This is a genomic window from Amycolatopsis sp. NPDC050768 (genome assembly GCF_040654155.1).
GTDB lineage: Bacteria > Actinomycetota > Actinomycetes > Mycobacteriales > Pseudonocardiaceae > Amycolatopsis.
Genome location: NZ_JBFAHL010000017.1, coordinates 79,868 through 102,137, shown reverse-complemented (window position 1 = coordinate 102,137; position 22,270 = coordinate 79,868). Strand labels below are relative to the sequence as shown.

Here is a 22,270-nt window from a genome sequence, read left to right as displayed (position 1 = left end):
GGCGTGCCCAGGTGCGCGGCCTCCGTTGTTCTCGAGCCGCGAGCCGGCGGCAGGCCGCGCCACGGAACGTCTCCTCCGCCCGGCCGGAAACCCAAGCCCCTTCAGATCGGTTACCGGCCCGCCCGTCTCGGCGGTGGCAGGCTTTACCTCGGCTCAAGCTGCGGTGGCGGCTCGGGGTGCGGCGGCGGTTCCGGCAGCTGTTGACGGAACCGTGGCGCCGCGGACGGCATCAGTTGTGCCGACCCACCCGGTGAACCGGGTCGGTAGGGTCCGGCGATTGCGAGGGTGAGGGAGGCACACCGTGGACGAAACCTGGGGGATTTCAGGACCGCAGTTCCTGGCGTGGTACGGAATAGCGCTGGCTCTCGTGCTCGCGGTGCAGGTGGTGTGGCCGCGCGTCGCGCGCACGCGGGCGGTCGAGCACACCGGTGAACTGCCGGACGTCTACCACCTCGCGTACCTCGCCGGCGGGCCCGAGCGCGTGGCCGACACGGCGATCGCGGCGCTGGTGGACCGCGGCCTGCTGCGCGTGAACAGCGAAGGGGTCGTGACGGCCGCGGGGAAACACCCGTGGCACAAGATCGAACGCTCGGTGCACGAAGGCGCCAAGGGCGCCAAGGGCGGTACCACGCGCAGCCTGCGGGCCAAGGCCGCCCGGTCGAAGGCGATGAGCGACCTCGAGGCCGAGATGCAGCGCGCCGGCCTGCTCACCTCCGGCAGCGAAGCGCGTCCGTTCCACACCACGATCTTGCTGGCCTTCCTGGTTCTCCTGGCGATCGGCGCCGTGCGGTTCGTGACGGGTGCGTCGCACGGCCGGCCTGTCGGCTGGCTCTTCCTGCTGCTCGTGGTGGCCCTCGTGCTGACGGTGGTCGCCTCCGTCGTGCGCGGCCGCAAGCGCGTGGGGATCACGCCGAGGGGCCAGGGGGCTCTGACGCACGCCCGGTTCTCGAGCCGCACGCAGGGTGCGGTGCGGCCGGCCTTGCTGCTCGCCGGAGCGGCCGGCGCCGTGGCGCTGGGCGGGCTCGCGATGTATCCGGACGACGAGCTGAGTGCGGCGCTGATCCCGCCGTTCCAGCCGTTCGCCGGGTCCGGCGGTGGCTCGTCGAGCGGTGGTTCCTCGTGCAGCACCTCGTCCTCCTGCAGCAGCGGGTCTTCGTGCAGCAGCAGCTCGTCGTGCAGCAGTGGTTCCTCATGTGGTGGCGGGGGTTGCGGTGGTTGACCGGCTGGGCGTCGGCATCGGCTGGCGGGCCGAGCTGGACCTGTCGATCGCGCGGCTGCCGGGCGTCGACTGGGTCGAGGTCGTCGCCGAGAACCTTCGCGCGCCGCACCTGCCCGAGAGCCTGCTGGCGTTGCGGGAACGCGGCCTGCCCGTGCTGCCGCACGCCGTGTCGCTCTCGCTCGGCGGGGCGGAGCCGCTGGATACGAAGCGCGTCGAGCACCTCGCCGAGCTGGCCCGGGCGCTCGACGCGCCGCTCGCGAGCGACCACGTGTGCTTCGTCCGCGCGGGCGGGCTCGACTCCGGGCACCTCATGCCGCTACCCCGCACGCGCGAAGCGCTCGACGTGCTCGTGGCCAACGTCCGCCTCGCCCAGTCCATTGTGGACGTCCCCTTGGCACTGGAGAACATCGCGGCCGTGCTCCAGTGGCCGGAGAACACGTTGTCGGAGGAGCAGTTCCTCGCCGAGCTGACCGAGCGCACGGGGTGCCTGCTGATCATCGACGTGGCGAACCTGTATGCCAACGCGCGCAACGTCGGCACCGACCCGGTGGCGTTCCTCGACGGGATTCCCTGGGAACGCCTGGCCTACGTGCACATGGCGGGCGGCGTCGAGCGCGACGGCGTCTACCACGACACGCACGCGCACCCGGTGCTGCCCGAGGTGCTCGACCTGCTCGCCGAGCTGCGCCGCCGCACCGACCCGCCGGGCGTGCTGCTGGAACGCGACGACGACTACCCCACCGACACCGAGCTGGCCGCGGAGCTCGCCGCATTGCGCGCGACGGTGACGGCGTGAGCCGCGAGGAGCTCGCCGCTCGGCAGGCCGCGCTGCTCGACGCGTTGCTCACCGGCGCCCCGCCCCCGCCGGGTTTCGCGCCGGACCGGCTGCGCGTCGAAGCCGACGTCCTGCTCACCAAACGCCGCCGGCTCATGGCGTACCTGCACCCCGACCTGGCCGAAAGCCTGGGCGAGCGCTTCGGCCCGCTCTTCGACGCCTACGCCGGCGCGCACCCGAAAACCGACGCGATCCGGGCGCGCGAGTACGCCGACGCGTTCGCGGCCTGGGTCGCCGCCCGAGAACCCGCGAAGCGGCGGCGCTGGTTCAGGAGCTGACCGGGTGCCACACCGCGCTGTCGGCTCCGGGCAGGTGTGACGCGTGGTCCCAGTGCGGCTGGGCGCCCGGCAGGTCGCCCGCCATCTTCACGCGGGTGAGCTTGCCGAAGTCGCTGTCGACTTCTTCGACGAGGTCGCCGTAATCCGCTGAGTCCACACTGGACACAGCCGACTCCTTGCGCCCCAGCGAATCCAGCCACCGGCCCGTTCCCGCGAGCGACAACCGCACGTTCCAGCTGCCACCCTCGACGACCGTGCGGCGCACCGCCGTCATGATCGCCGCGGCCGCGAGCCAGCCCGTGGTGTGGTCGAGCGCCTGCGCGGGCAGCGGCGTCGGCCGGTCTGTGCCGGCGACGCGAGCGCCTTCCTCGGCGATGCCCGACGCCATCTGCACCAGGCTGTCGAACCCGCGACGGCGGGCCCACGGGCCGGCCCAGCCGTAGGCCGACAGGTCGACCGTGACGAGACCCGGCCTCAGCTCGGCCAACACCTCCGGACCGAATCCGATTCGCTCCAGCGCGCCGGGGCGGAACGACTGCAGCACCACGTCGGCGCGCGCGATGAGCTTCTTCAGGCGCGCGCGGCCGCCCTCGGTGTCGAGCGCGACGAACCCCGAACGCTTGCCGTGGCCGGTGTCCATCGTGAGCGCGGGGATGCGCGGCAGGTGCGCGGCGCCGACGTGCAGCACGTTCGCGCCGTGGGCCGCGAGCACGCGACCGGCGACGGGCCCGGCGAGCACGTGCGTCAGCTCCAGCACCCGGACCCCGCCCAGCGGCCGGTCGGAGTCGAACAGCGTGTTCTTCGGCGCGTCGCCGATCTGCCGGATCTCGGCGAGCGGCAGGCCTGCGACGGCCTGGCCCTGCGGGTGCGCGAGCCACTCGTCGCGCGAACGCATGAGCGCGGCCGCGCCGCCCGCTGTCACCACGGCGGACTCGACCTCGGCGGCCGTCTTGGCGGCCACGGTCTTCGCGACGGACTCGCGCTGCGCGGGCACGCCGAGCGACCAGCACACGGCGGCCTCGTGGCGCGGGTAGTTCGCGTGGAGCTTGACCCAGCCGTCGGACGCGAGGTAGTCGCCGGCGATCGGACCCCACGGGCTCGGAGGCAGCTCGCCGTTCACGCGCACGAAGGCTTCGCTGCGCACGGCGGCCGCGGCGTGGCGCGTGTCGGCGCCCACCGTGCCGGGGTCGATGCCACGCAGGCGCAGCAGCTCACCGGCCGCGAGCGTGGCGGCCGCGATGCCCGCCGTCGCGGCGGCCTCGACCCGGAAAGTGCCGGGCAGCAAGGATTCGTCGCCGGTCAAGGACACGGCCGGGAGGGATTCGCCGGTGAGCGTCTGCCACACCCCGGCCAGCACGTCCTGCACGGCGGTTACGGCAGTGCCGCGACGAGCTCGGCGGGCGCCACGCGCGTGCCGGTGTAGAACGGGATCTCCTCGCGCACGTGGCGACGGGCCTCCGTCGCGCGCAGGTGGCGCATCAGGTCGACGATGCGGTGCAGCTCGTCGGCCTCGAACGCGAGGATCCACTCGTAGTCACCGAGCGCGAACGACGCCACGGTGTTGGCGCGCACGTCCGGGTAGTCACGGGCTTCCTTGCCGTGGTCGGCGAGCATCTTGCGCCGCTCCTCGTCCGGCAGCAGGTACCACTCGTAGGAGCGGACGAACGGGTACACGCAGATGTACTTGCGCGCTTCCTCGCCGGCGAGGAACGCCGGGATGTGGCTCTTGTTGAACTCCGCCGGGCGGTGCAGCGCGACCTGGCTCCACACCGGGGTCGACGCGCGGCCCAGCGGCGTGCGCCGGAAGCCGTTGTAGGCGGCCTGGACCTGCTCGATCTCCTCGGCGTGCCACCAGACCATGTAGTCGGCGTCGGCCCGGAGCACGGACAGGTCGTAGACGCCGCGCACCACCACGCCCTTGTCGGCGAGCCCGTCGAGGAACTCCGCCGTCTCCTGCCCCGCGGTCCCGCGGTCCTCGCCGAGGCGGCCGGGCTCGACCCGGAAGACCGACCAGGCGGTGTAGCGGATGCTGTCGTTGAGCTCGTTGTAGTTCAGCCGCGCCATGGCTCCATCCTCGCACCGCGCGGCATTCGGGCGCCAAGCGCCTCCGTCACGTCACACTGTGAAGCTCGCCGCGATCCGCTTCGCGGCGGCGTCGGCGGTGGCGACGCACGCCGGCAGCCCGACGCCGTGCAGCGTCGCGCCCGCGACGGCCAGGCCTGGGAGCTCGTTGACGGCGGTTTCGATGCGCGTCACGCGCTCGAGGTGCCCGGCGCCGTACTGCGGCAGGCCGCCGCCCCAGCGGGTGACCAGCGTGTCGAGCGGCGCGGCGGTGACGCCGGTGAGGCGGGCGAGGTCGTCGCGGACGGCGTGCACCAGGGCTTCGTCGTCGCCGTTCAGCGCGCCCGGCTCGCGGAAACGGCCGACGGAGCCGCGGACGAGCACCGGGCCGGCGGCGCCGTAGTGGGCCCACTTGTTGGCGGAGAAAGTGAAGGCCTTCGACGCGTAGGGCACGCCCTCGGCGTCCTTCTCGCCTGCGCCGATGAGGATCCCCGACGCGTCGGGCAGGTCGGTGCCGGGCGGCAGCGCGAGGGCGACCACGGCCATCGACGCCAGCTCGACCTCGCCGAACGCCTGGGACGCGGCCGGGACGAGGTCGGCGAGCAGCTTGCGCGCGGCGGGGGCGGGCACGGCGAGCACGACGGCGTCGACGTCCACCGGGGTGTCCTCGGGAGCGTGGGCCGGGGCGGCGGCGCCCACGTCGAGGCGCCAGCCGTTCGCGGTGCGGGTCAGGGCGCGGACGGTGGCGGAAGTGCGCACGGTCGCGCGGGACAGCTCGCGCAGGCGGTCCAGGAGTGTGGTCAGGCCGCCGGTCAGCGTGCCGAACACGGGCGCGATGCCGGGGGTCTTCGGCAGCAGGGCGGCCGCGGCGTCGGTGAGCGACCCGGCGCCCTCGGCGACGGCCTTGGCCAGGCCGGGCATGGTCGCGCGCAGGCCGAGGCCGTCGGCGCCGCCCGCGTAGACACCGCCGAGCAGCGGGTCGACGAGCCGGTCGACGAGCTCGTCGCCGAAGCGGGTGCGCAGCAGCGGGCCGAGGGCCACGTCGGCGGCGGTGAGCTCGACGGGGCCGAGGGAGCGTTCCTTCTCGACGGCGAGGCGGCCGTCTTCCGAGAGCACGCCGGCCACGGCGTCGGCGGAGGCGGGCACGCCCATGACCGTGCCGGGCGGGAGGCCCGTGACGGTGCCGCCGGCGTGGATCTTGGCGCGCGCCTTCGTCGGGTGGACCAGGTGCTCGCCCAGCCCGACCTCGGCGACCAGCGCCGTGACCTCGGGCCGGCGGGCGAGGAAGGCTTCGGCGCCGACGTCGTAGGGCACGCCGCCGACCTCGGCCGTGCGGAGCTTGCCGCCGACTGCGGGGGCGGCTTCGAAGACGGTGATCGCGACGGCGTCGCCGAGCAGCGTCCGCAGGCGGTAGGCCGCGGTCAGGCCGGAAATGCCGCCGCCGACGACGGCGACGTGCTTCACAGCGAGTGCACCAGCTCGGCGACGCGGGTGAGGACCTCGGGCTCGACGCTCGGCAGCACGCCGTGGCCGAGGTTGAAGATGTGCCCGTCGGCCGCGCGGCCCTCGTCGACGATCCGGCGGACCTCGGCCTCGATCACCGGCCAGCCCGCGTAGAGCAGCGCCGGGTCGAGGTTGCCCTGCACCACGGCCGTGCCGCCGAGCCGGCGCACGGCCTCGTCGAGCGGCACGCGCCAGTCGACCCCGACGACGTCGGCGCCCGCGTCGCGCATCGCCACGAGCAGCTCGCCCGTGCCGACGCCGAAGTGGATCCGCGGCACGCCGTAGCCCGCGACGCCGGCCAGCACCTTCGCCGAGTGCGGCTGGACGAACTCGCGGTAGTCGCGTTCAGACAGCGCGCCGGCCCACGAGTCGAACAACTGGATGGCGTCGGCGCCCGCGTCGAGCTGCGCACGGAGAAACGTGAGCGCGATGTCGGCGAGGCGGCCGGCGAGCTCGTGCCAGAGCTCGGGTTCGGCGTGCATGAGCGCCTTGGTGTGCTCGTGGTTGCGGCTCGGGCCGCCCTCGATGAGGTAGCTGGCCAGCGTGAACGGCGCGCCGGCGAAGCCGATCAACGGCGTGTCGCCCAGGCGTTCCACCAGCAGGCCCACGCCCTCGGCCACGCGCTCGACCTGCTCGGTCTCCAGCAGCGGAATCGCCCGCACGGCTTTGCGGTCGCGCACCGGCTCGGCCACCACGGGCCCCGTGCCGGGCACGATGTCGATGTCCAGGCCCGCGGCCTTCAGCGGTACGACGATGTCGCTGAACAGGATCGCCGCGTCCACGCCATGCCGGCGCACCGGCTGCAGCGTGATCTCGGCGAGCATCTCGGGGTCGAAACACGCGTCGAGCATCGCGACGCCCTCGCGCAGCTTCCGGTACTCCGGCAGCGACCGCCCGGCCTGGCGCATGAACCACACGGGCGTGCGCACGGGCTTCTCCCCGCGCGCCGCGGCAAGGAACGGCGACTCCGCCAGCACACGCCGCGCGGCGACAGCCGGGGCGGTTTCGGACGCGAAGGACTCAGACACAGACGAAAGCTCAGGCACGAAGCCCATCGTCCCACGCCTGGTGCTCCCGCCTGGGCGGGGCGGCCCCAGCGCCGGGTTCGGGCGCATTCGTCCTCCGTTGCTCGCGGGCGGCGAGCAGCCGGCGGGCCGCTCGGCGGCCTGCACGCCCAGCCCCTTCGGATCCGGTCGCCGAGCTGCGTTCCGCCCTCGCCGGGTCGGCTCCCACTGTTCCCCGACCCCCTCGGCCCGACCGCCGAAGCCGCGACCAGCACTGCCGGCCTGCTCAAGCCTCCGCGCCCGATTCGTCCGCCCCGGCGACGCGCCGGCGGGCCACTCGGTGGCCTCCGGGGTCGTGCTGTCGGACCGGCCGCCCGACCACCACTCCGGCCGGATACAAGCCGCGGCGGCCGGAGTGGTGGTCGGGCCAACCGAGCGGCCGGAAGGTTCGGCCGGCCTGCACCGATCACGCCACCGGACCGGTCGCACGAACCCAACCGGCGCTCCGGCCGCAACCGGCTGCCGACCTCCGGTCAAGCCACGCCTGCCCACACCAGCGGTCCTCGCGCTCCGCCTGCCCGCCCCCGCGAAGTCCGACCAGCCTTCCGGCCGGTTCAAGCCGCCGCGCCCGAATCACCCCGCCGGACAAGCGGCCGGCGGACGACGCAGTCCGGGCGCATCGGATCCGATCGCAGGAGTTCGGTCAGCACACAGACGCGGTTCCCGCCACGACGAAGCTCCGACCAGCACTGCCGCGAAAGCCGTCCTGATCAAGCCTCCGCACCCGATTCGTCCGCCCTGGCGACGCCCCGGCGGACCACTGGGCCGGTCGGGTCGTCCCTCGGCGCGCCTGCGTCCGCAACGGGGCGTCGCCGCCCTACAGTCGTTGCGTGACCGCGATGACGCCAGTGCCCGAACTCTTCCGCGAAGCCGTCGCGGCGCTGAAGTCCGTGCGGCCGCGTCCCGAGGTGCGGCTGGAGACCATGCGTGCGCCGCAGCGGCTGGCGCCGTGGTCGTTCGCCGTGAGCTGTGAGGTGGAGGGGCCGGCGGACGTGCTGGCGTCGGGGCGGTTGGTGCTGCTGCACGACCCCGACGGCCAAGAAGGCTGGGACGGCGTCCTGCGGCTGGTCATGTACGTGCGGGCGGAGCTCGACCGCGAGCTGGCGACCGATCCGTTCCTGCCGGCCGTCGGCTGGTCGTGGCTGACCGATGCGCTGGAATCTTCGGGCGCCTCGTGGACGGCACTGGGCGGCACGGTCACGGAAACCTCGTCGGCGCGGTTCGGCGAAATCTCCGGACCCTCGCGCACCGACGACCTCGAGCTGCGGGCGTCCTGGACGCCCACCGACGCCGCGCTGCGCGCCCACGGCTACGCGTTCTGCCAGGTGATGGCGAGCGTCGTGGGGCTGCCGCCGGTCGGCGTAACGCTGTTCGAACAGCGCCAGAGCTCCTGATCCACCGAAGTTCACCCGGACGGGCCGCCCGTCCGGCGCCTTCTCGCGCCCTCAGAACGTTCAGAAGCGCCCGAAGTGGTCTGGACAACCGACGGCACCGGCGGCGGACCGAACGCGATTCTGAGAGCCGTTCACATCCGTCCACCTGGGACCGCACGCGCTAGCACGCGCGGACGCCCACGTTCGTGAAGACCCCATGATCACGGGCTGTCATGCCCTGGTCACGCCCACAAAGCCACCCGAGACCCCCGGAGCCCCCGACACAGCCTCGCCCGGAGCCCCTCGAAGACCCTCTGTGCAAACGTGAAGAAAGTTGATCTTGCCCCGGAGGAGGGCGATTTCCGGTGTCTGGTGGACTGCTCACGAGACGTCCGAGCGGAAGCACCCGCAGGTGCACGGCCCACCTGCACGGGCGTTTCGGGTTCGGTAACTCTGTTGCATCGCCTCCGGAAGCCGTTCCGTTAGCAACGGGCTCAGCACTAGCCCGATCGTGTGACGGTGAACGCCCTGAGTGACGAGTCGTTTCAGATAGATACCCATTCGATCCCCCCGTAACGGCCCTGGGGCGGCTACAGTGCCTTCGACGACACCACTTTCGGTCTAAAGCTGGCGCGGCTGAACGGCCGAAGGTCCCGGTGCCGGTCGGGGGGCACGACCGACTCCAGGGAGGTAGTGACGTGGCTACCGTCGGCATTTCTCAGGCCGTTCGATCCACGCCAGCCGGTGCATTGCCGGCGAGCATGGTTCCGCACCCGCGGGAAGAGCTTTTTTCCGTGTTGGTGGTCGATGACCACCCGCTGTTGAGGGAGGCAATCGCAGCACGACTCGCACAGATGGGTGCGGGCACGGTCCACGAAGCCGCCACGGTGGCCGAGGCGAGGGCGCGAGCACAGGCCACCGGCCCGTGCGACCTGGCGATCCTCGATCTCGGACTGCCGGACGGCAGCGGCATCGAGCTGGTTACGGAACTCCGTAGCCACGGATGGCCGCGCGTGGTGGTGCTCGCATCGTCCGACGACCCGTACGCGGTTCGGTCGGCGTTCCAGGCCGGTGCCCAGGCGTACCTGCTGAAGTCCGCGTCGCCGGTGGTTGTCACCGACGGCGTGCGCAGGGTCCTGGAAGGCGGCGTATACGCCGACCCGAGCGTGGCCCCGGTTTTGGCGACCGGCACGCGGGTCGCGGGTACCGACAACACCCCGCGTGAGCTCTCCGCCCGTGAGGTCGAGGTGCTCCAGCTCGTCGCCGACGGGCAGTCGAACAAGGAGATCGGGGAGGAGCTTTCCCTCTCCGCGCTCACCGTGAAGTCGCACCTCTCCCGCATCGGGCGCAAGCTCGGCACGGGTGACCGGGCACAGATGGTCGCATTGGCTATGCGCGCCGGTGTGATCCGCTGACGAAGGCAGACAGAGGCCCTGCGGGGCGGGCGGACCAGGCGCGGTACGCCCGTCCCGTAGGGTCGTCAGCTATGGGAAGTGCACAGGCGGACGGCGCCCGGACCGGAGAGACCACCACCGAGGACGCCGGATCGCCCGTGCTGCTACGCGAGCCCGCCGAAGGCACACCCCCCGTGGTGACCGATCCGGCGGCGCTCGCCGAGGCGTGCGCGCGGCTCACCGCCGGAACCGGTGCCGTGGCCGTGGACACCGAACGGGCGTCCGGCTACCGCTACTTCCCCAAGGCCTACCTCGTGCAGCTGCGCCGCGAAGGCTCCGGCACGGTGCTGCTCGACCCGATCGCGCTGGCCGACGACCTCGCGCCCCTGCGCGAAGTCCTCAACGACACCGAGTGGGTGCTCCACGCCGCGTCCCAGGACCTGCCGTGCCTGGCCGAGCTGGACCTGCACCCCAAGAGCCTCTTCGACACCGAGCTGGCCGGCCGGCTGGCGGGCTACGAACGCGTGGCGCTGGGCACGCTCGTCGAACTGCTGCTCGGCTACACGCTCGAGAAGGGCCACAGCGCCGCCGACTGGTCGAAGCGGCCGCTGCCCGTCGACTGGCTCAACTACGCCGCCCTCGACGTCGAGCTCCTCAACGAGCTGCGCGAACGCCTCGAGGTCGAGCTGGAGTCCCAGGGCAAGCTCGAGTGGGCACGGCAGGAGTTCGAGGCCGTGCGCACCGCGCCGCCGCCCGCCCCGCGCGCCGAACCCTGGCGCCGCACGTCGGGCGTGCACAAGATCCGCAGCCCGCGCGGCCTCGCCGCCGTGCGCGAGCTGTGGCAGGCCCGCGACGAGCTGGCCCGCAAACGCGACCGCGCGCCCAGCCGCATCCTGCCCGACAGCGCCATCGTCAACGCCGTGACTTCCGACCCGAAGACCGTCGAGGAGCTGCAGGCCCTGCCGGTGTTCAGCGGCCGCGTGCAGCGCAAGTACACCGCCAGCTGGCTGCGGCACCTGCAGGCGGCCAAGACGCTGCCCGCGAGCGAGCTCCCCAGCCCCACCCAGCCGTCCGACGGCCCACCCCCGGTCAACCGCTGGGCCGACAAGGATCCCGACGCGGCCGCCCGCCTCTCCGCAGCGCGCGCGGCCCTTGCCGCCATCGCCGAGGACCGCCGGCTGCCGGTGGAGAACCTCATGCTGCCCGACCTCGTGCGCCGCACCTGCTGGCGCCCGCCGGCCGACCTGTCGGAAGACGGGGTGGCCGCGGTGCTGCAGGCCGGTGGGGCCCGGCCGTGGCAGGTGGAGCTGACGGTGGGGGCGCTGAGCAAGGCGTTGCACACGACGGCTGCGGCCTGAAATTCACGTGCGCCTGCGGCTCGTGAGCTGTCAGGCTCACGGCTGTGAACGTGCTTTCCTGCGGGCACCCGGGTCCGGCTTCGGCCACCCGCCGGTGCCCGCACCTGGGTTTTCCTGATTCCCCGCGCCATTGTCTGGTCTTCACTGGAGTCGCCAGTGAATTCGACCTGCTCTGTGAGCCCTGCGCCGACGGGCCTGCCGCCGAGCTCCGAACCATCTGCCCGCGCTGTGTCGCGGCCACGCACCAGCCCATCCACGTCGAACGCCTCGTCGGCACCCCGCAGCCGATCCATCGCGATTCACCTCTCGGCGGCACCTGGTGCACCCGCCCGTGCGCGGTCGTGCTGTGGGGTGACGAGTGCCTCGCGCCCCTGCCCGACGGCTGGCTCGCGCTGACCGCCGAGGGCCTCGTGGCTCTGCCGGACGACGGCGATCCCGAACCACTGACCGGTCCGATCCAGTTGCCCGCCGAGAAGCACAAGGCGCTGCGGATGCGCGAACCGCGTCCAGCGCTGTCCACGTCGGCCGACGGCGAACGCACCGCGGTGGTGACCGACTACGGCAGCCACGGAGTGGTTCTCGCGACGCGCACCGGCGAGGTAATCCGGTGGCTCGACATCGGGGACTACAACAGCGAGCAGGTGCCCTTCCCGTTCACCTTTCTCCCGGGGTATTTCGTCGCCGCGAGCGCGTGGAACCGGCTCGACCTGTACGACGCCGCCACCGGAGACCGGCTGCCGCTGGACGACGAAGACCCGGACTACTTCCACGGCCGTCTCACCGCGAGTCCGTCGGGCCGCGGGCTCGTGGACGACGGTTGGGTATGGCACCCGGCCGGCGTCCCGGCCGTGATCGACCTTTCGGCCTGGCTCGGCGGCGATGCACGGGCACCCCGCGACCTGCCCGTGCTCACCGACCGTGGATACGTGTGGGACACGCCGATGGCCTGGATCTCCGACGACCTGCTCGCCCTGCAGAAACCCGGCCCGGACGAGGGCGAGACGATCGACGGAGTCGAGCTGTTCGACCCGGTCACGCAGGAAAGCCGCGGGCTGTTCGCGGGGCCGAACGGTCCGATGTGGGCGGTCGAGAACCTGCTTTACGTGACCGCAGCCGGCGGCTTCGAAGTCTGGGACCCCGCTGACGGCGCCCGGATCGCGTTCGTCCCCGGGTTTCGGCCCACCGCGGCCGATCCCCGCACCGGCCGGTTCGCCGAGCTGCGCGACGGGGCCCTTCGCGTGTGGACCCGCTGACCTCAGCCCAGGCGGTCCAGAACCTCCTGCGCCGCAACGACTTCCGGATGGCCCACCGGCCACGCCACCGCCGCGAGGACCGCGCGGGCGTGGAACGCCGCCACTTCCGGGTCCGGGTGAATCTGGGCCAGGGTCCCCCGGTTGCGCAGCGTCTGGCGCCAGCCACTCCAGGACTCGGCGACCAGGGACGTCAGCAGGGAGGCCGCTTCGGGGTGGTCGTCGGTCAGAACCAGCACGTCGGCGAGGCATTGGCGGAAGAAGCCGTGGCGCGGGTGCCGGGCGGCGAGTTCGCGCAATGGCGGTACCGCAAGGGCAGGGTCGCCCTGCTCGGCGGTGATCTCCAGGCGCGCGGCCTCCGCCCAGTCGAGGTCGAAGGGCTTCTTCAAGAACGGCACGATCTTCTCGGCCAGCTCGCGCAGCGCCTCGTCCTGGCGGTCGACGTCACACAGGGCGATGAGGTCGCCGAAGCGGGCTTCGCGGGTGAGCGGGTCGGCGTCGCCGAGTTCGGCGGCGCAGTAGCGAACCACCGACGCCGACGCGGCGACGCGTTCGTCCATGCGGTTGGCCACGCCGAGGGCCTCGACGAGCATGCGGCGGCACCAGATCGTGGCAGCCTCGGCGCCCCAGGTCTGCTCGTAGACGTCCTCGGTCTCGGCCAGCAGCGGCACGGCCTCGTCGGGGCGGCCCTGCCCGGACCACGACATCGCGAGCTGCACCCAGAGGCCCAGCGTCTCCTTGCTGCGCGGGCCGAACTCGCGGGTTAGGGGCGGGACCAGCTCGCGGAAGACCGGCTCCGCGTCGCGCCATTCGCCCAGTTCGCCCAGCCGGACGGCGCCCCCGAAGCGCTCCAGCAGGTCACGCGCGCCTTCCCGGCCGCGCGACCACGCGACCGATCCACGCAGCGCGGACGCCTCGTCCACCGGCCGCGAGCGGAAGAACTTCACGAGCGCCACCCCCACGACGTGTCCACAATGCGCATTATGTCCGACCAGGCGGATTGAGCAGCGCGCGGGCCGCCGCTCGCAGCGTGTCGTCCGGTTCGCCGAGGCCGGCCAGCCGGACGACGGCGTCGGCCGCTTCGCGGGCGTGGGCCTCGACGTCGAGCGCCGGGTCGTCGCGGCGCGTGATCGCGGTGCTCTCCACCAGGCCGAACACCAGGTCAGTGCGGATCGCGGGCGCACCGGCGATCCGCACGAGCGTGCCGTACGCGGCCTTGAGCTCGGCCCGCTCCGCGCGGAACCCCGCGAGGTTCGGCGACGACACCTCGGGCAGCAGGTACAGCGCGCCGATGTTGTGCCGCGCCCCGCCGAGCAGCCGCACGTCCGCGTAGGCCAGCGCCCACAGCCGCACGCTCGCCGGCTCAGCCGAGGGCGAGGAGACCAGCCCGACCGCGACCGCCAGGGAAGGCCGGACCGTGGCCGCCAGCAGCTCGGCCAGGATGTCCTCCTTGGCCGGGAAGTGGTAGTACAGCGACGCCTGCCGCAGGCCCGCGCGCTCGGCGATCGCGCGGGTGGTGGTCGCCGCGTACCCGGCGCCGGTGAACAGCTCCCCCGCCGCGTCGAGCACCGCCTCGCGCGCGTCCTGGCGGCTCGCCGCCGCGCCGCTCGCGCGGGGCCGCCCCACTCCCGTCGCCTTCCCGTCCACCCGACCGATCCTGCCAGGCGCCCCGCCGTGTTACGCGCGACAGCCCCTTCCGGAAACACGCGTTAACACTCGCCTTACGCGGGCGAGACGGCAGCGACCCACCGGCGGCTTAATTTCGGTCAACCGATCGAAATACCCGCCAGCAGACGGGAGCCTCGCATGCCCGCGCCCTCGGTCCCCTCCGACGATCTCACGCAGTTCGGCTATCGCCAGGAGCTCCGCCGCAGCTTGGGCGGCTTTTCCGCCTTCGCGGCCGGCTTCTCCTTCGTCTCGATCCTCACCACCGTCTTCCAGCTCTTCGGCTTCGGCTACACCTTCGGCGGCCCGCTGTTCTTCTGGTCGTGGCCGTTCGTGCTCGCCGGGCAGATCCTCGTCGCGCTCGTCTTCGCGGAGCTGGCCGCCCGCTACCCGCTCGCCGGATCCGTCTACCAGTGGGCCAAGCAGCTCGCGCGCGGTTTCGCCGGCTGGCTCGCCGGCTGGATGATGCTGCTCGGCTGCGTCGTCGCGCTCGCCGCCGCGGCGATCGCGCTGCAGATCGTGCTCCCCTCGGTGTGGAGCGGGTTCCAGCTCGTCGGCGGCGACCCGTCGGTGACGTCGCCGACCGGTGCCACGAACGCCGTGCTGCTCGGCACGCTGCTAATCGTCTTCACCACGGTGGTCAACGCCGCCGGAGTCCGCGTGATGGCCCGGATCAACGACGTCGGGGTCGCCGCGGAGCTGATCGGCGTCGTCGTGCTCATCGGCGGCCTGGCGCTGTTCGCCGTGCGCGGGCCGCAGGTCGTGGTGCACAGCGTCCCGGTGAGCGACGGCGCCTCCGCGGCCGGGATCGGCGGCGTGCTCGCTTCGGCGCTGATGGCCGCGTACGTGCTGTACGGGTTCGACACCGCGGCCTCGGTCGCGGAGGAGACGCGCGACGCCCGCCGGGCCGCACCGCGAGCCGTGCTGCGCGCGGTGCTGGTGTCCGGCCTCGGCGGCCTCGCCGTGGTGCTCACCGCGCTCATGGCCGCACCGAGCCTCACCGACGGCGAGCTCGCCGGACACGGCCTGCCGTACGTGATCACGGCCGTCTTCGGCGACACCTTCGGCCGGGTCTTCCTCGCCGACGTCGCGATCGCCGTGATCGTCTGCACGCTCACCATCCAGACCGGCACTATCCGGCTGATCTACGCGATGGCCCGCGACAACGCGTTGCCGTTCTCCGCACGCCTGTCCGGCGTCAACCCGCGCACCGGCACCCCGCTGTGGCCCGCCGTCATCTCCGGCGCGCTGGCGATCGCGCTGCTCGGCGTGAACGTCGGCAACCCGACGCTGTTCAGCACGATCACCGGCACCTCGGTGGTCGTGGTCTACCTCGCGTACCTGCTGGTCACCGGCCCGTTGCTGGTGCGCCGGCTGCGCGGGCGCTTCCCCGCCGAGCCGGGTCTGTTCTCGCTGGGACGCTGGGCGGTCCCGGTGAACGTCGCCGCGGTCGCCTACGGCGTGGTGATGATCGTGAACATCGCCTGGCCCCGCGCGGAGATCTACGACCTCGCCGGTTCGGGTTCGCCCTGGCTGCTGCTGTTCCCCGTCGAGTTCGTCGGCGCCGCCCTGCTGATCGGCTGGTTCTGCTGGCTGCGGCTGCGCCGGACCACCGCCCCCGCCCTCGAACCCGCGGTCTGAGAGGACGTCCATGAGCACCACAGCAACCACGCACGGTGCGCGCGACCACGCCCGCGCCCAAGCCGGCACGGTCGTCGACACGATGCCGACGATCCCGGCGACCGGGTGGCCCGCGCCGCCCGGAGTCGAGCCCGCCACGCTGACCTGGGCCGAGACCGTGGCGGGCGGCGGCTACACGCACAAGGTCCTCGCCCGCGGCACCCGGCTGCGGCTCACCGACCTCGAGGGCGACGCCTGCGCGCACCTCCTGCTGTTCAACGCCGACGGGCCCTGGGAACGGCTCAACGTCGCCGACACCGTGAAGGTGCAGTGGAACGCCTACCTCGGGGAATCCGTCGCACTGCTCTCGGACCAGGCCCGGGTGCTCGCGACCGTCGTGGCCGACACCGGCGGCCGGCACGACGCGTTGTGCGGCACGTCCACTGTGGACGGCAACACCGAGCGCTACGGCGACGGCGCACCTGAAGGACCCTCGCCGGCCGGGGTACCGCTGTTCACGCTGGCGGCGGCGAAAAACGGCCTGGGGCCACGGGATCTGCCGCCCAGCCTGTCGTTCTTCCAGGGCGTGCGGGTCGACGCGGAGGGCGGGCTCGAGTTCACCGGCTCCGCGGGCGCCGGGGCCTCGGTCGACCTGCGCGTCGAACTGCCGGTGGTCGTGCTCCTGGCCAACACCGCGCATCCGCTCGACCCGCGCGAGGACTACACCGTGACGCCGCTGCGCGTCCTCGCCTGGCGGGACCGGCCCAGCACTCCGGACAGTCCGGAGTGGACCCACACTCCGGAAGCTCGGCGGGCCTTCGAGAACACCGCCGACTACCTCACCGCCCGGGGGCTCGCATGACCACGACCGTGCTCGACGTCGAAGTGCCCGCGCGGGCGCCGTTCTCCACCGTGCTGCGCCGCGGCCAGGAGCTCACGATCATCGACCTCGGCGGCAACCAGGCCGTCGACTTCCTCTGCTACGACGCGAACGACACCTCCCGCCGCTACAGCGCCGCGGTGACGATCGCCGCGCAGCGGAACATCTTCCTCACCACGGGCAGCGTGCTGCGCACCGGCGAGGGCGCGCCGCTGGTCACCGTCGTCGCCGACACCTGCGGCCGCCACGACACGCTCGGCGGCGCGTGCAGCAAGGAGTCCAACAGCCTCCGCTACGGCCAGCACACCCGGTTCCAGCACGCCTGCGCCGACAACTTCCTCATCGAGGGCAGCAAGTGGGGCCTCGGCAAACGCGACCTCGTGAGCAACGTCAACTGGTACATGAACGTGCCCGTCGAGGCCGACGGCACGCTCGGCATCGTCGACGGCCTCTCCGCGCCGGGCCTGGAAGTCCGGCTGCGCGCCGAGACCGACGTGCTCGTGCTCGTGTCCAACTGCCCGCAGATCAACAACCCCTGCAACGGGTTCGACCCGACGCCGGTGCGGATGGTCGTGACCGAACCGGAGCGTGCGGCGTGAAGCTGCTGGTCGCCAACCGCGGCGAGATCGCCGTGCGCCTGCTGCGCGGAGCCCGCGAGCTGGGCATCCCCACCGTCGCCGTGTACTCCGACGCCGACCGCACCGCACCCCACGTCCGCCTGGCCGACGAGGCCGTGCGGCTCGGCCCGGCACCCGCGGCCGAAAGCTACCTGCGGGCCGACGCGATCATCCGGGCCGCGCTCGACACCGGGGCGGACGCGATCCACCCGGGGTACGGCTTCCTCAGCGAGGACACCGCGTTCGCCCGTGCCTGCGAGAGCGCCGGGATCGCGTTCGTCGGCCCGGCGCCGGAGCACCTGGAGGTGTTCGGCAGCAAGCACACCGCGCGCGAGGCCGCGATCGCGGCCGGGGTGCCGTTGCTGCCCGGCACCGGGCTGCTCGGCGACCTCGACGAAGCCCTGGCGGAAGCGGCCGGGATCGGCTACCCGGTGATGCTCAAGGCGACCGGGGGCGGCGGCGGGATCGGGATGCGCGCGTGCGCGTCGGCCGAGGAGCTGTCCGCCGCGTGGGACACCGTGCGCAGCGTCGCAGCCAAGAGCTTTGCCAGCTCCGGCGTGTTCCTGGAGCGGCTGGTGACGAGCGCCCGGCACGTCGAGGTGCAGGTCTTCGGCGACGGCGCCGGCGAGATCCTCGCGCTGGGCACGCGCGACTGTTCGCTGCAGCGGCGCAACCAGAAGGTCGTGGAGGAGTGCCCGGCGCCGGATCTGCCGGACGCGGTGCGGCGGCAGCTCGCCGACGCGGCCGTGGCGCTGTGCTCGTCGGTGCGCTACCGCTCGGCCGGCACGGTCGAGTTCGTCTACGACCCCGTCCGCGAGGAGGCCGCGTTCCTCGAGGTCAACACGCGGCTGCAGGTCGAGCACCCGGTGACCGAGGCGGTGTACGGCATCGACCTGGTCGGCTGGATGCTGCGGCTCGCCCAGGGCGACCGAGGGATGTTCGCCACCGCACCCGGAACCACCGCACCCGAGCCGCGCGGGCACGCGTTCGAGGCCCGCGTGTACGCCGAGGACCCGAGCGCGAACCACCGGCCGAGCGCCGGACTGGTCACCGGCGTCTCGCTGCCGCCGGGCGTCCGCGTGGACACGTGGATCGAGGCCGGCACCACCGTCACCACGCACTACGATCCCCTGCTGGCCAAGGTGATCTGCACCGGAACCGATCGCGCGGACGCGCTGGCGAACCTGCGTGCGGCCCTCGCGGCCACCGCTGTCGGCGGGCTGCGCACCAACCTCGGCCAGCTCCGCGCCGCGGCCGTCGATCCTGCGTTCACGAGCGCCACTCACGACACCGCCACGCTCGACGGCGTCACCGACGACGAGCCGCGGATCGACGTCGTGCGCGGCGGCACGATGACCACCGTGCAGGAGTGGCCGGGCCGCACCGGGTTCTGGCACGTCGGGGTGCCACCGTCCGGCCCGATGGACGACCTGTCGCTGCGGCTGGGCAACCTGGCGCTCGGCAACCCCGAGGGCGCGGCCGGCCTGGAGTGCACTGTGGACGGTGTCACGCTGCGGTTCTCCACCGACACCACCGTCTGCGTCACCGGCGCCACCGCACCCGTGCTGCTCGACGGCGCCCCGGCTCCCGGGTGGACGCCGATCGTGGTTCCGGCCGGCGGCACGCTCGATGTCGGCGCGGGCACGGCCGGGCTGCGCAGCTACGTGCTCGTGCGGGGCGGGCTCGCCGTGCCCGAGTTCCTCGGCAGCGCGGCGACGTTCACGCTCGGCCGGTTCGGCGGCCACGGCGGCCGGGCGCTCGCGGCGGGCGACGTGCTCACGCCCGGCGCCGAGCCCGCGGACCCGGTCGCCGGCGCCGTCCCCGCCGGCGACCGGCCGCGGCTGGGTACACAGTGGACGATCGGCGCATTGGAAGGACCGCACGCCGCACCGGAGTTCTTCACGCCGGCCGACATCGAGACCTTTTACCGCACCGACTGGCAGGTGCACTTCAACTCCGCGCGCACCGGCGTCCGGCTCGTCGGGCCGCGCCCGCAGTGGGCGCGGGAGGACGGTGGTGAAGCCGGGCTGCACCCGTCCAACATCCACGACACGCCCTACGCGATCGGCGCCGTCGACTACACCGGCGACCTGCCGATCCTGCTCGGCCCGGACGGCCCGAGCCTCGGCGGGTTCGTGTGCCCGGCGACGGTCGCCACCGGCGAGCGCTGGAAACTCGGCCAGCTGCGCCCCGGTGACACCGTGCGCTTCGTCCCGATCGACACCGACCACGCCGCGGCCCTGCGCCGCCGACCGGCGGTGCCGCTGCTCGCCAGCCGCGACGCCCTCGACGACGGCGGCGTGCTCGCCCGGCGGACCGCCCAGGACGGCGAGCCGTCGGTGACCTACCGGCGCAGCGGCGACGACAACCTGCTCGTCGAATACGGCGACATGACCCTCGACCTCGCGCTGCGGATGCGCGTCCACGCGCTGGCCGAGCGGCTGGCCGCCGAAGGTGTGCCGGGGATCGTCGACCTCACGCCGGGCATCCGGTCGCTGCAGGTGCACGTCGACCCGGACGCGCTCCCGGTCGGCAAGGCCCTCGGCCTGGTGCGCGAGCTGGAAGGCGACCTGCCGGGCACCGCGGACCTGGTGGTGCCCAGCCGCGGGGTGCGGCTGCCGCTGTCGTGGGACGACCCGGCGACGCGCGAGGCGATCGAGCGGTACATGACGGGCGTGCGCGACGACGCCCCTTGGTGCCCGTGGAACATCGAGTTCATCCGCCGCGTCAACGGTCTGTCTACTGTGGACGAGGTCTACCGCACGGTGTTCGACGCCGAGTACCTCGTGCTCGGCCTCGGCGACGTCTACCTCGGCGCGCCCGTCGCCACCCCGCTGGACCCGCGGCATCGGCTGGTGACCACGAAGTACAACCCGGCCCGGACGTGGACGGCCGAGAACTCCGTCGGCATCGGCGGCGCCTACCTGTGCATCTATGGAATGGAAGGGCCGGGCGGGTACCAGTTCGTCGGCCGCACCGTGCAGGTGTGGAGCGGCTGGCACCAGCGCGGTGCGTTCGAGCCGGGGTCGCCGTGGCTGCTGCGGTTCTTCGACCGGATCTCGTGGTACCCGGTGTCGGCCGACGAACTGCTGGACCTGCGGGCGCGCGGCTCCGCCGGGCAGCTGGAGCTCGACATCACCGACGGGGAGTTCCGCCTCGCCGACTACCAGCGGTTCCTCGCCGACAACGCCGAGAGCATCGCCGGGTTCCGTGCCACGCAGTCGGCGGCGTTCGAGGCGGAACGCCGCGCGTGGGCCGCCGCGGGCGAGTTCGACCCGAAGCCGGAACCCGTCACGAGGCCGCCGGCCCGCGTGCAGGCACCGCCGGGCGGCCACGTCGTCGAGGCCCCGTTCGCCGCCACGGTCTGGCGGGTGGACGTCGAGCCCGGCACGCGGGTGGACCACAGGCAGTCGCTGGTCACGCTGGAAGCCATGAAAACCGAGGCGCGCATCCCCGCGCCCGCCGACGGAAAGGTGCTCGAGGTGCTCGTGTCCCCCGGTGACCAGGTCGCGCCCGGTACCCCGCTGGTGGTGCTCGGATGATCCGCGAACGCGTGCACGCCGCTTACCGGCGGATCGAGCAGGTCGACCGGCCCGAAATCTGGGTCGACCTGCGCCCGGAGGCCGAACTGCTGGCCGAAGCCGAAGCACTCGAGGTTCGGTACACCGCCGGGGATCCGCTCCCGCTCTACGGGCGGCTCGCCGCGGTCAAGGGCAACATCGACGTCGCCGGGTTGCCGACCACCGCCGGGTGCCCGGCGTATGCCTACGAGCCCGAAACGGACGCACCCGTCGTCGCCCGGCTGAAGGCGGCGGGTGCGCTGGTGCTCGGCACGACGAACCTCGACCAGTTCGCCACCGGGCTGGTCGGCACGCGCAGCCCGTACGGCGCGGTGCGCAACGCGATCGATCCGGCGTACGTGTCGGGCGGGTCGAGCTCGGGGTCCGCGGTCGCCGTCGCGCTGGGGATCGCGGATCTCGCGCTCGGGACGGACACGGCGGGCTCGGGCCGCGTCCCGGCGGCGTTCAACGGGATCGTCGGGCTGAAGTCGACGCCGGGGCTGCTGCCGACGGACGGCGTTGTGCCGGCCTGCGCGAGCATCGACTGCGTGTCGATCTTCGCGCGCACGGTGGGCGAGGCGGAGCTCGCGCTGCGGTGCCTGTCGAAAGAGGGCGCGGTCCGGATCGGTGTCCCGGCTTCCCTGGGCCCACTGCAGGACGGCTGGGCCGAGGCGTACGCCGCCGCGGTGGCGGACTACGCCGCGGCCGGCGCGGTGGTGACCACTGTGGACTTGTCGCCTTTTCTCGCCGCGGCGCGGCTGCTGTACGAGGGTTCGTTCGTCGCCGAGCGTTACACCGCCGTCGGCGAGTTCGTCGAGAAGCACCGCGACGACGTCGACCCGACCGTCGCGGGCATCATCACCGCCGCCCGCGACCTCCCCGCGCACCGGGTGTTCGCCGACCGGGCCACGCTCGCCGGGCTCAAGCGCGAGGCCGATGCCGTGCTCTCCACTGTGGACGCCCTGTTGCTGCCGACCACCACCGGGCACCCGACGCTCGCCGAGGTGGCCGCGGACCCGGTCGGCACGAACGCCGCCCTCGGCCGCTTCACGAACTTCGCCAACCTGCTCGGCTTGTCCGCGCTCGCCGTGCCCGCGGGGACGGTCGGCGGGCGACCGTTCGGGGTGATGCTCGTCGGCCCGGCCAACGCGGACTCGAAGCTGGCGGCGCTGGCCCGCGGCGTCGAGAATCGTGTGCGCTTGGCCGTCGTCGGGGCGCACCTGCGGGGGCAGCCGCTCAACCACGAGCTGACCTCGCGCGGCGGCCGCTTCGTCGCCGAAACCGAGACCGCGCCCGAGTACCGGCTGCACGCGCTGGCCACGACCCCGCCGAAACCGGGGCTCGTGCGCGTGGCCGAAGACGGTGTCGCGATCGCGGCCGAAGTGTGGGACCTCCCGGTGGCCGGCTTCGGCGCGTTCGTGGCGGCGGTCCCGGCACCGCTGGCAATCGGACGGGTGCGCCTGCACGACGGTTCGGAGGTCTCGGGGTTCCTGTGCGAGCCCGCGGCGCTCGCCGCCGCGGAGGACATCTCGGCGAAAGGTGGCTGGCTCGCCCACCTGCGTTCCTGAGGGCCGGGGCCGCCCGGGAGTGTGC

General features: G+C 73.1%; 18 protein-coding genes. 12 read left to right on the top strand and 6 right to left on the bottom strand.

Going from position 1 to position 22,270, the window contains the following annotated elements; all coding sequences use genetic code 11:
• The first annotated feature begins 301 nt into the window (after positions 1–301).
• The 3 genes from AB0H62_RS37960 to AB0H62_RS37950 are packed head-to-tail and all read left to right on the top strand — an operon-like array spanning position 302 to position 2,332.
• On the top strand, positions 302–1,219 hold the full coding sequence (locus tag AB0H62_RS37960) for a TIGR04222 domain-containing membrane protein (protein ID WP_360591500.1): 918 nt from the start codon (positions 302–304) through the stop codon (positions 1,217–1,219).
• Entirely contained in the window at positions 1,212–2,015 is an 804-nt protein-coding gene (locus AB0H62_RS37955) for a DUF692 domain-containing protein (protein WP_360591498.1), read from the top strand. Before AB0H62_RS37960 ends, AB0H62_RS37955 begins: the two co-directional genes overlap by 8 nt.
• Positions 2,012–2,332, top strand: a complete 321-nt coding sequence (locus tag AB0H62_RS37950) for a hypothetical protein (protein ID WP_360591496.1) — start codon at positions 2,012–2,014, stop codon at positions 2,330–2,332. The genes AB0H62_RS37955 and AB0H62_RS37950 overlap by 4 nt, the downstream gene beginning before the upstream one ends.
• Here AB0H62_RS37950 and AB0H62_RS37945 read toward each other — a convergent pair.
• From AB0H62_RS37945 to hemE, 4 genes are read right to left on the bottom strand one after another with little or no spacing between them, the layout of a single operon-like run.
• The gene (locus AB0H62_RS37945) at positions 2,322–3,698 is read right to left on the bottom strand and encodes a CoA transferase (protein ID WP_220238376.1); all 1,377 of its coding nucleotides are present in this window, start codon (positions 3,696–3,698) and stop codon (positions 2,322–2,324) included. The genes AB0H62_RS37950 and AB0H62_RS37945 overlap by 11 nt on opposite strands.
• A gap of 5 nt (positions 3,699–3,703) precedes the next feature.
• Positions 3,704–4,396 (bottom strand): hydrogen peroxide-dependent heme synthase, encoded by a 693-nt coding sequence (gene hemQ, locus AB0H62_RS37940; protein ID WP_220238375.1) that lies wholly within the window; start codon positions 4,394–4,396, stop codon positions 3,704–3,706.
• A gap of 51 nt (positions 4,397–4,447) precedes the next feature.
• Positions 4,448–5,857 (bottom strand): protoporphyrinogen oxidase, encoded by a 1,410-nt coding sequence (gene hemG / locus AB0H62_RS37935; protein ID WP_220238374.1) that lies wholly within the window; start codon positions 5,855–5,857, stop codon positions 4,448–4,450.
• A complete protein-coding gene (hemE, locus tag AB0H62_RS37930; RefSeq protein WP_360591493.1) occupies positions 5,854–6,951 on the bottom strand; it encodes a uroporphyrinogen decarboxylase in 1,098 nt (365 codons plus the stop codon). The genes hemG and hemE overlap by 4 nt, the downstream gene beginning before the upstream one ends.
• Before the next feature lie 839 nt (positions 6,952–7,790).
• Here hemE and AB0H62_RS37925 point away from each other — a divergent pair.
• The 4 genes from AB0H62_RS37925 (at position 7,791) to AB0H62_RS37910 (ending at position 12,338) form a co-directional block, all read left to right on the top strand.
• On the top strand, positions 7,791–8,354 hold the full coding sequence (locus AB0H62_RS37925) for a DUF3000 domain-containing protein (protein ID WP_220238372.1): 564 nt from the start codon (positions 7,791–7,793) through the stop codon (positions 8,352–8,354).
• 677 nt (positions 8,355–9,031) lie between these two features.
• Positions 9,032–9,748, top strand: coding sequence for a response regulator transcription factor (locus AB0H62_RS37920; RefSeq protein WP_033261886.1), 717 nt, complete (start codon positions 9,032–9,034; stop codon positions 9,746–9,748).
• A gap of 71 nt (positions 9,749–9,819) precedes the next feature.
• Positions 9,820–11,085, top strand: a complete 1,266-nt coding sequence (locus tag AB0H62_RS37915; protein ID WP_220238371.1) for a ribonuclease D — start codon at positions 9,820–9,822, stop codon at positions 11,083–11,085.
• A gap of 44 nt (positions 11,086–11,129) precedes the next feature.
• Positions 11,130–12,338: a hypothetical protein gene (locus AB0H62_RS37910; RefSeq protein WP_360591491.1), complete on the top strand. Its 1,209-nt coding sequence runs from the start codon at positions 11,130–11,132 to the stop codon at positions 12,336–12,338.
• A gap of 2 nt (positions 12,339–12,340) precedes the next feature.
• Here AB0H62_RS37910 and AB0H62_RS37905 read toward each other — a convergent pair whose 3' ends face one another.
• Positions 12,341–13,297, bottom strand: coding sequence for a hypothetical protein (locus AB0H62_RS37905; protein WP_360591489.1), 957 nt, complete (start codon positions 13,295–13,297; stop codon positions 12,341–12,343).
• Between the two features lie 19 nt (positions 13,298–13,316).
• Positions 13,317–13,982 (bottom strand): helix-turn-helix domain-containing protein, encoded by a 666-nt coding sequence (locus tag AB0H62_RS37900; RefSeq protein WP_360591487.1) that lies wholly within the window; start codon positions 13,980–13,982, stop codon positions 13,317–13,319.
• Between the two features lie 159 nt (positions 13,983–14,141).
• Here AB0H62_RS37900 and AB0H62_RS37895 point away from each other — a divergent pair, with 159 nt between their 5' ends.
• The 5 genes from AB0H62_RS37895 to AB0H62_RS37875 are packed head-to-tail and all read left to right on the top strand — an operon-like array spanning position 14,142 to position 22,245.
• Positions 14,142–15,641, top strand: coding sequence for an amino acid permease (locus AB0H62_RS37895; protein ID WP_220238367.1), 1,500 nt, complete (start codon positions 14,142–14,144; stop codon positions 15,639–15,641).
• 10 nt (positions 15,642–15,651) lie between these two features.
• Positions 15,652–16,482: an urea amidolyase associated protein UAAP1 gene (locus AB0H62_RS37890; RefSeq protein ID WP_360591485.1), complete on the top strand. Its 831-nt coding sequence runs from the start codon at positions 15,652–15,654 to the stop codon at positions 16,480–16,482.
• A complete protein-coding gene (locus tag AB0H62_RS37885) occupies positions 16,479–17,099 on the top strand; it encodes an urea amidolyase associated protein UAAP2 (protein WP_220238365.1) in 621 nt (206 codons plus the stop codon). Before AB0H62_RS37890 ends, AB0H62_RS37885 begins: the two co-directional genes overlap by 4 nt.
• Positions 17,096–20,659, top strand: a complete 3,564-nt coding sequence (gene uca, locus AB0H62_RS37880) for an urea carboxylase (protein WP_220238364.1) — start codon at positions 17,096–17,098, stop codon at positions 20,657–20,659. Before AB0H62_RS37885 ends, uca begins: the two co-directional genes overlap by 4 nt.
• Positions 20,656–22,245: an allophanate hydrolase gene (locus AB0H62_RS37875; RefSeq protein WP_360591482.1), complete on the top strand. Its 1,590-nt coding sequence runs from the start codon at positions 20,656–20,658 to the stop codon at positions 22,243–22,245. The genes uca and AB0H62_RS37875 overlap by 4 nt, the downstream gene beginning before the upstream one ends.
• Positions 22,246–22,270: the final 25 nt, after the last annotated feature.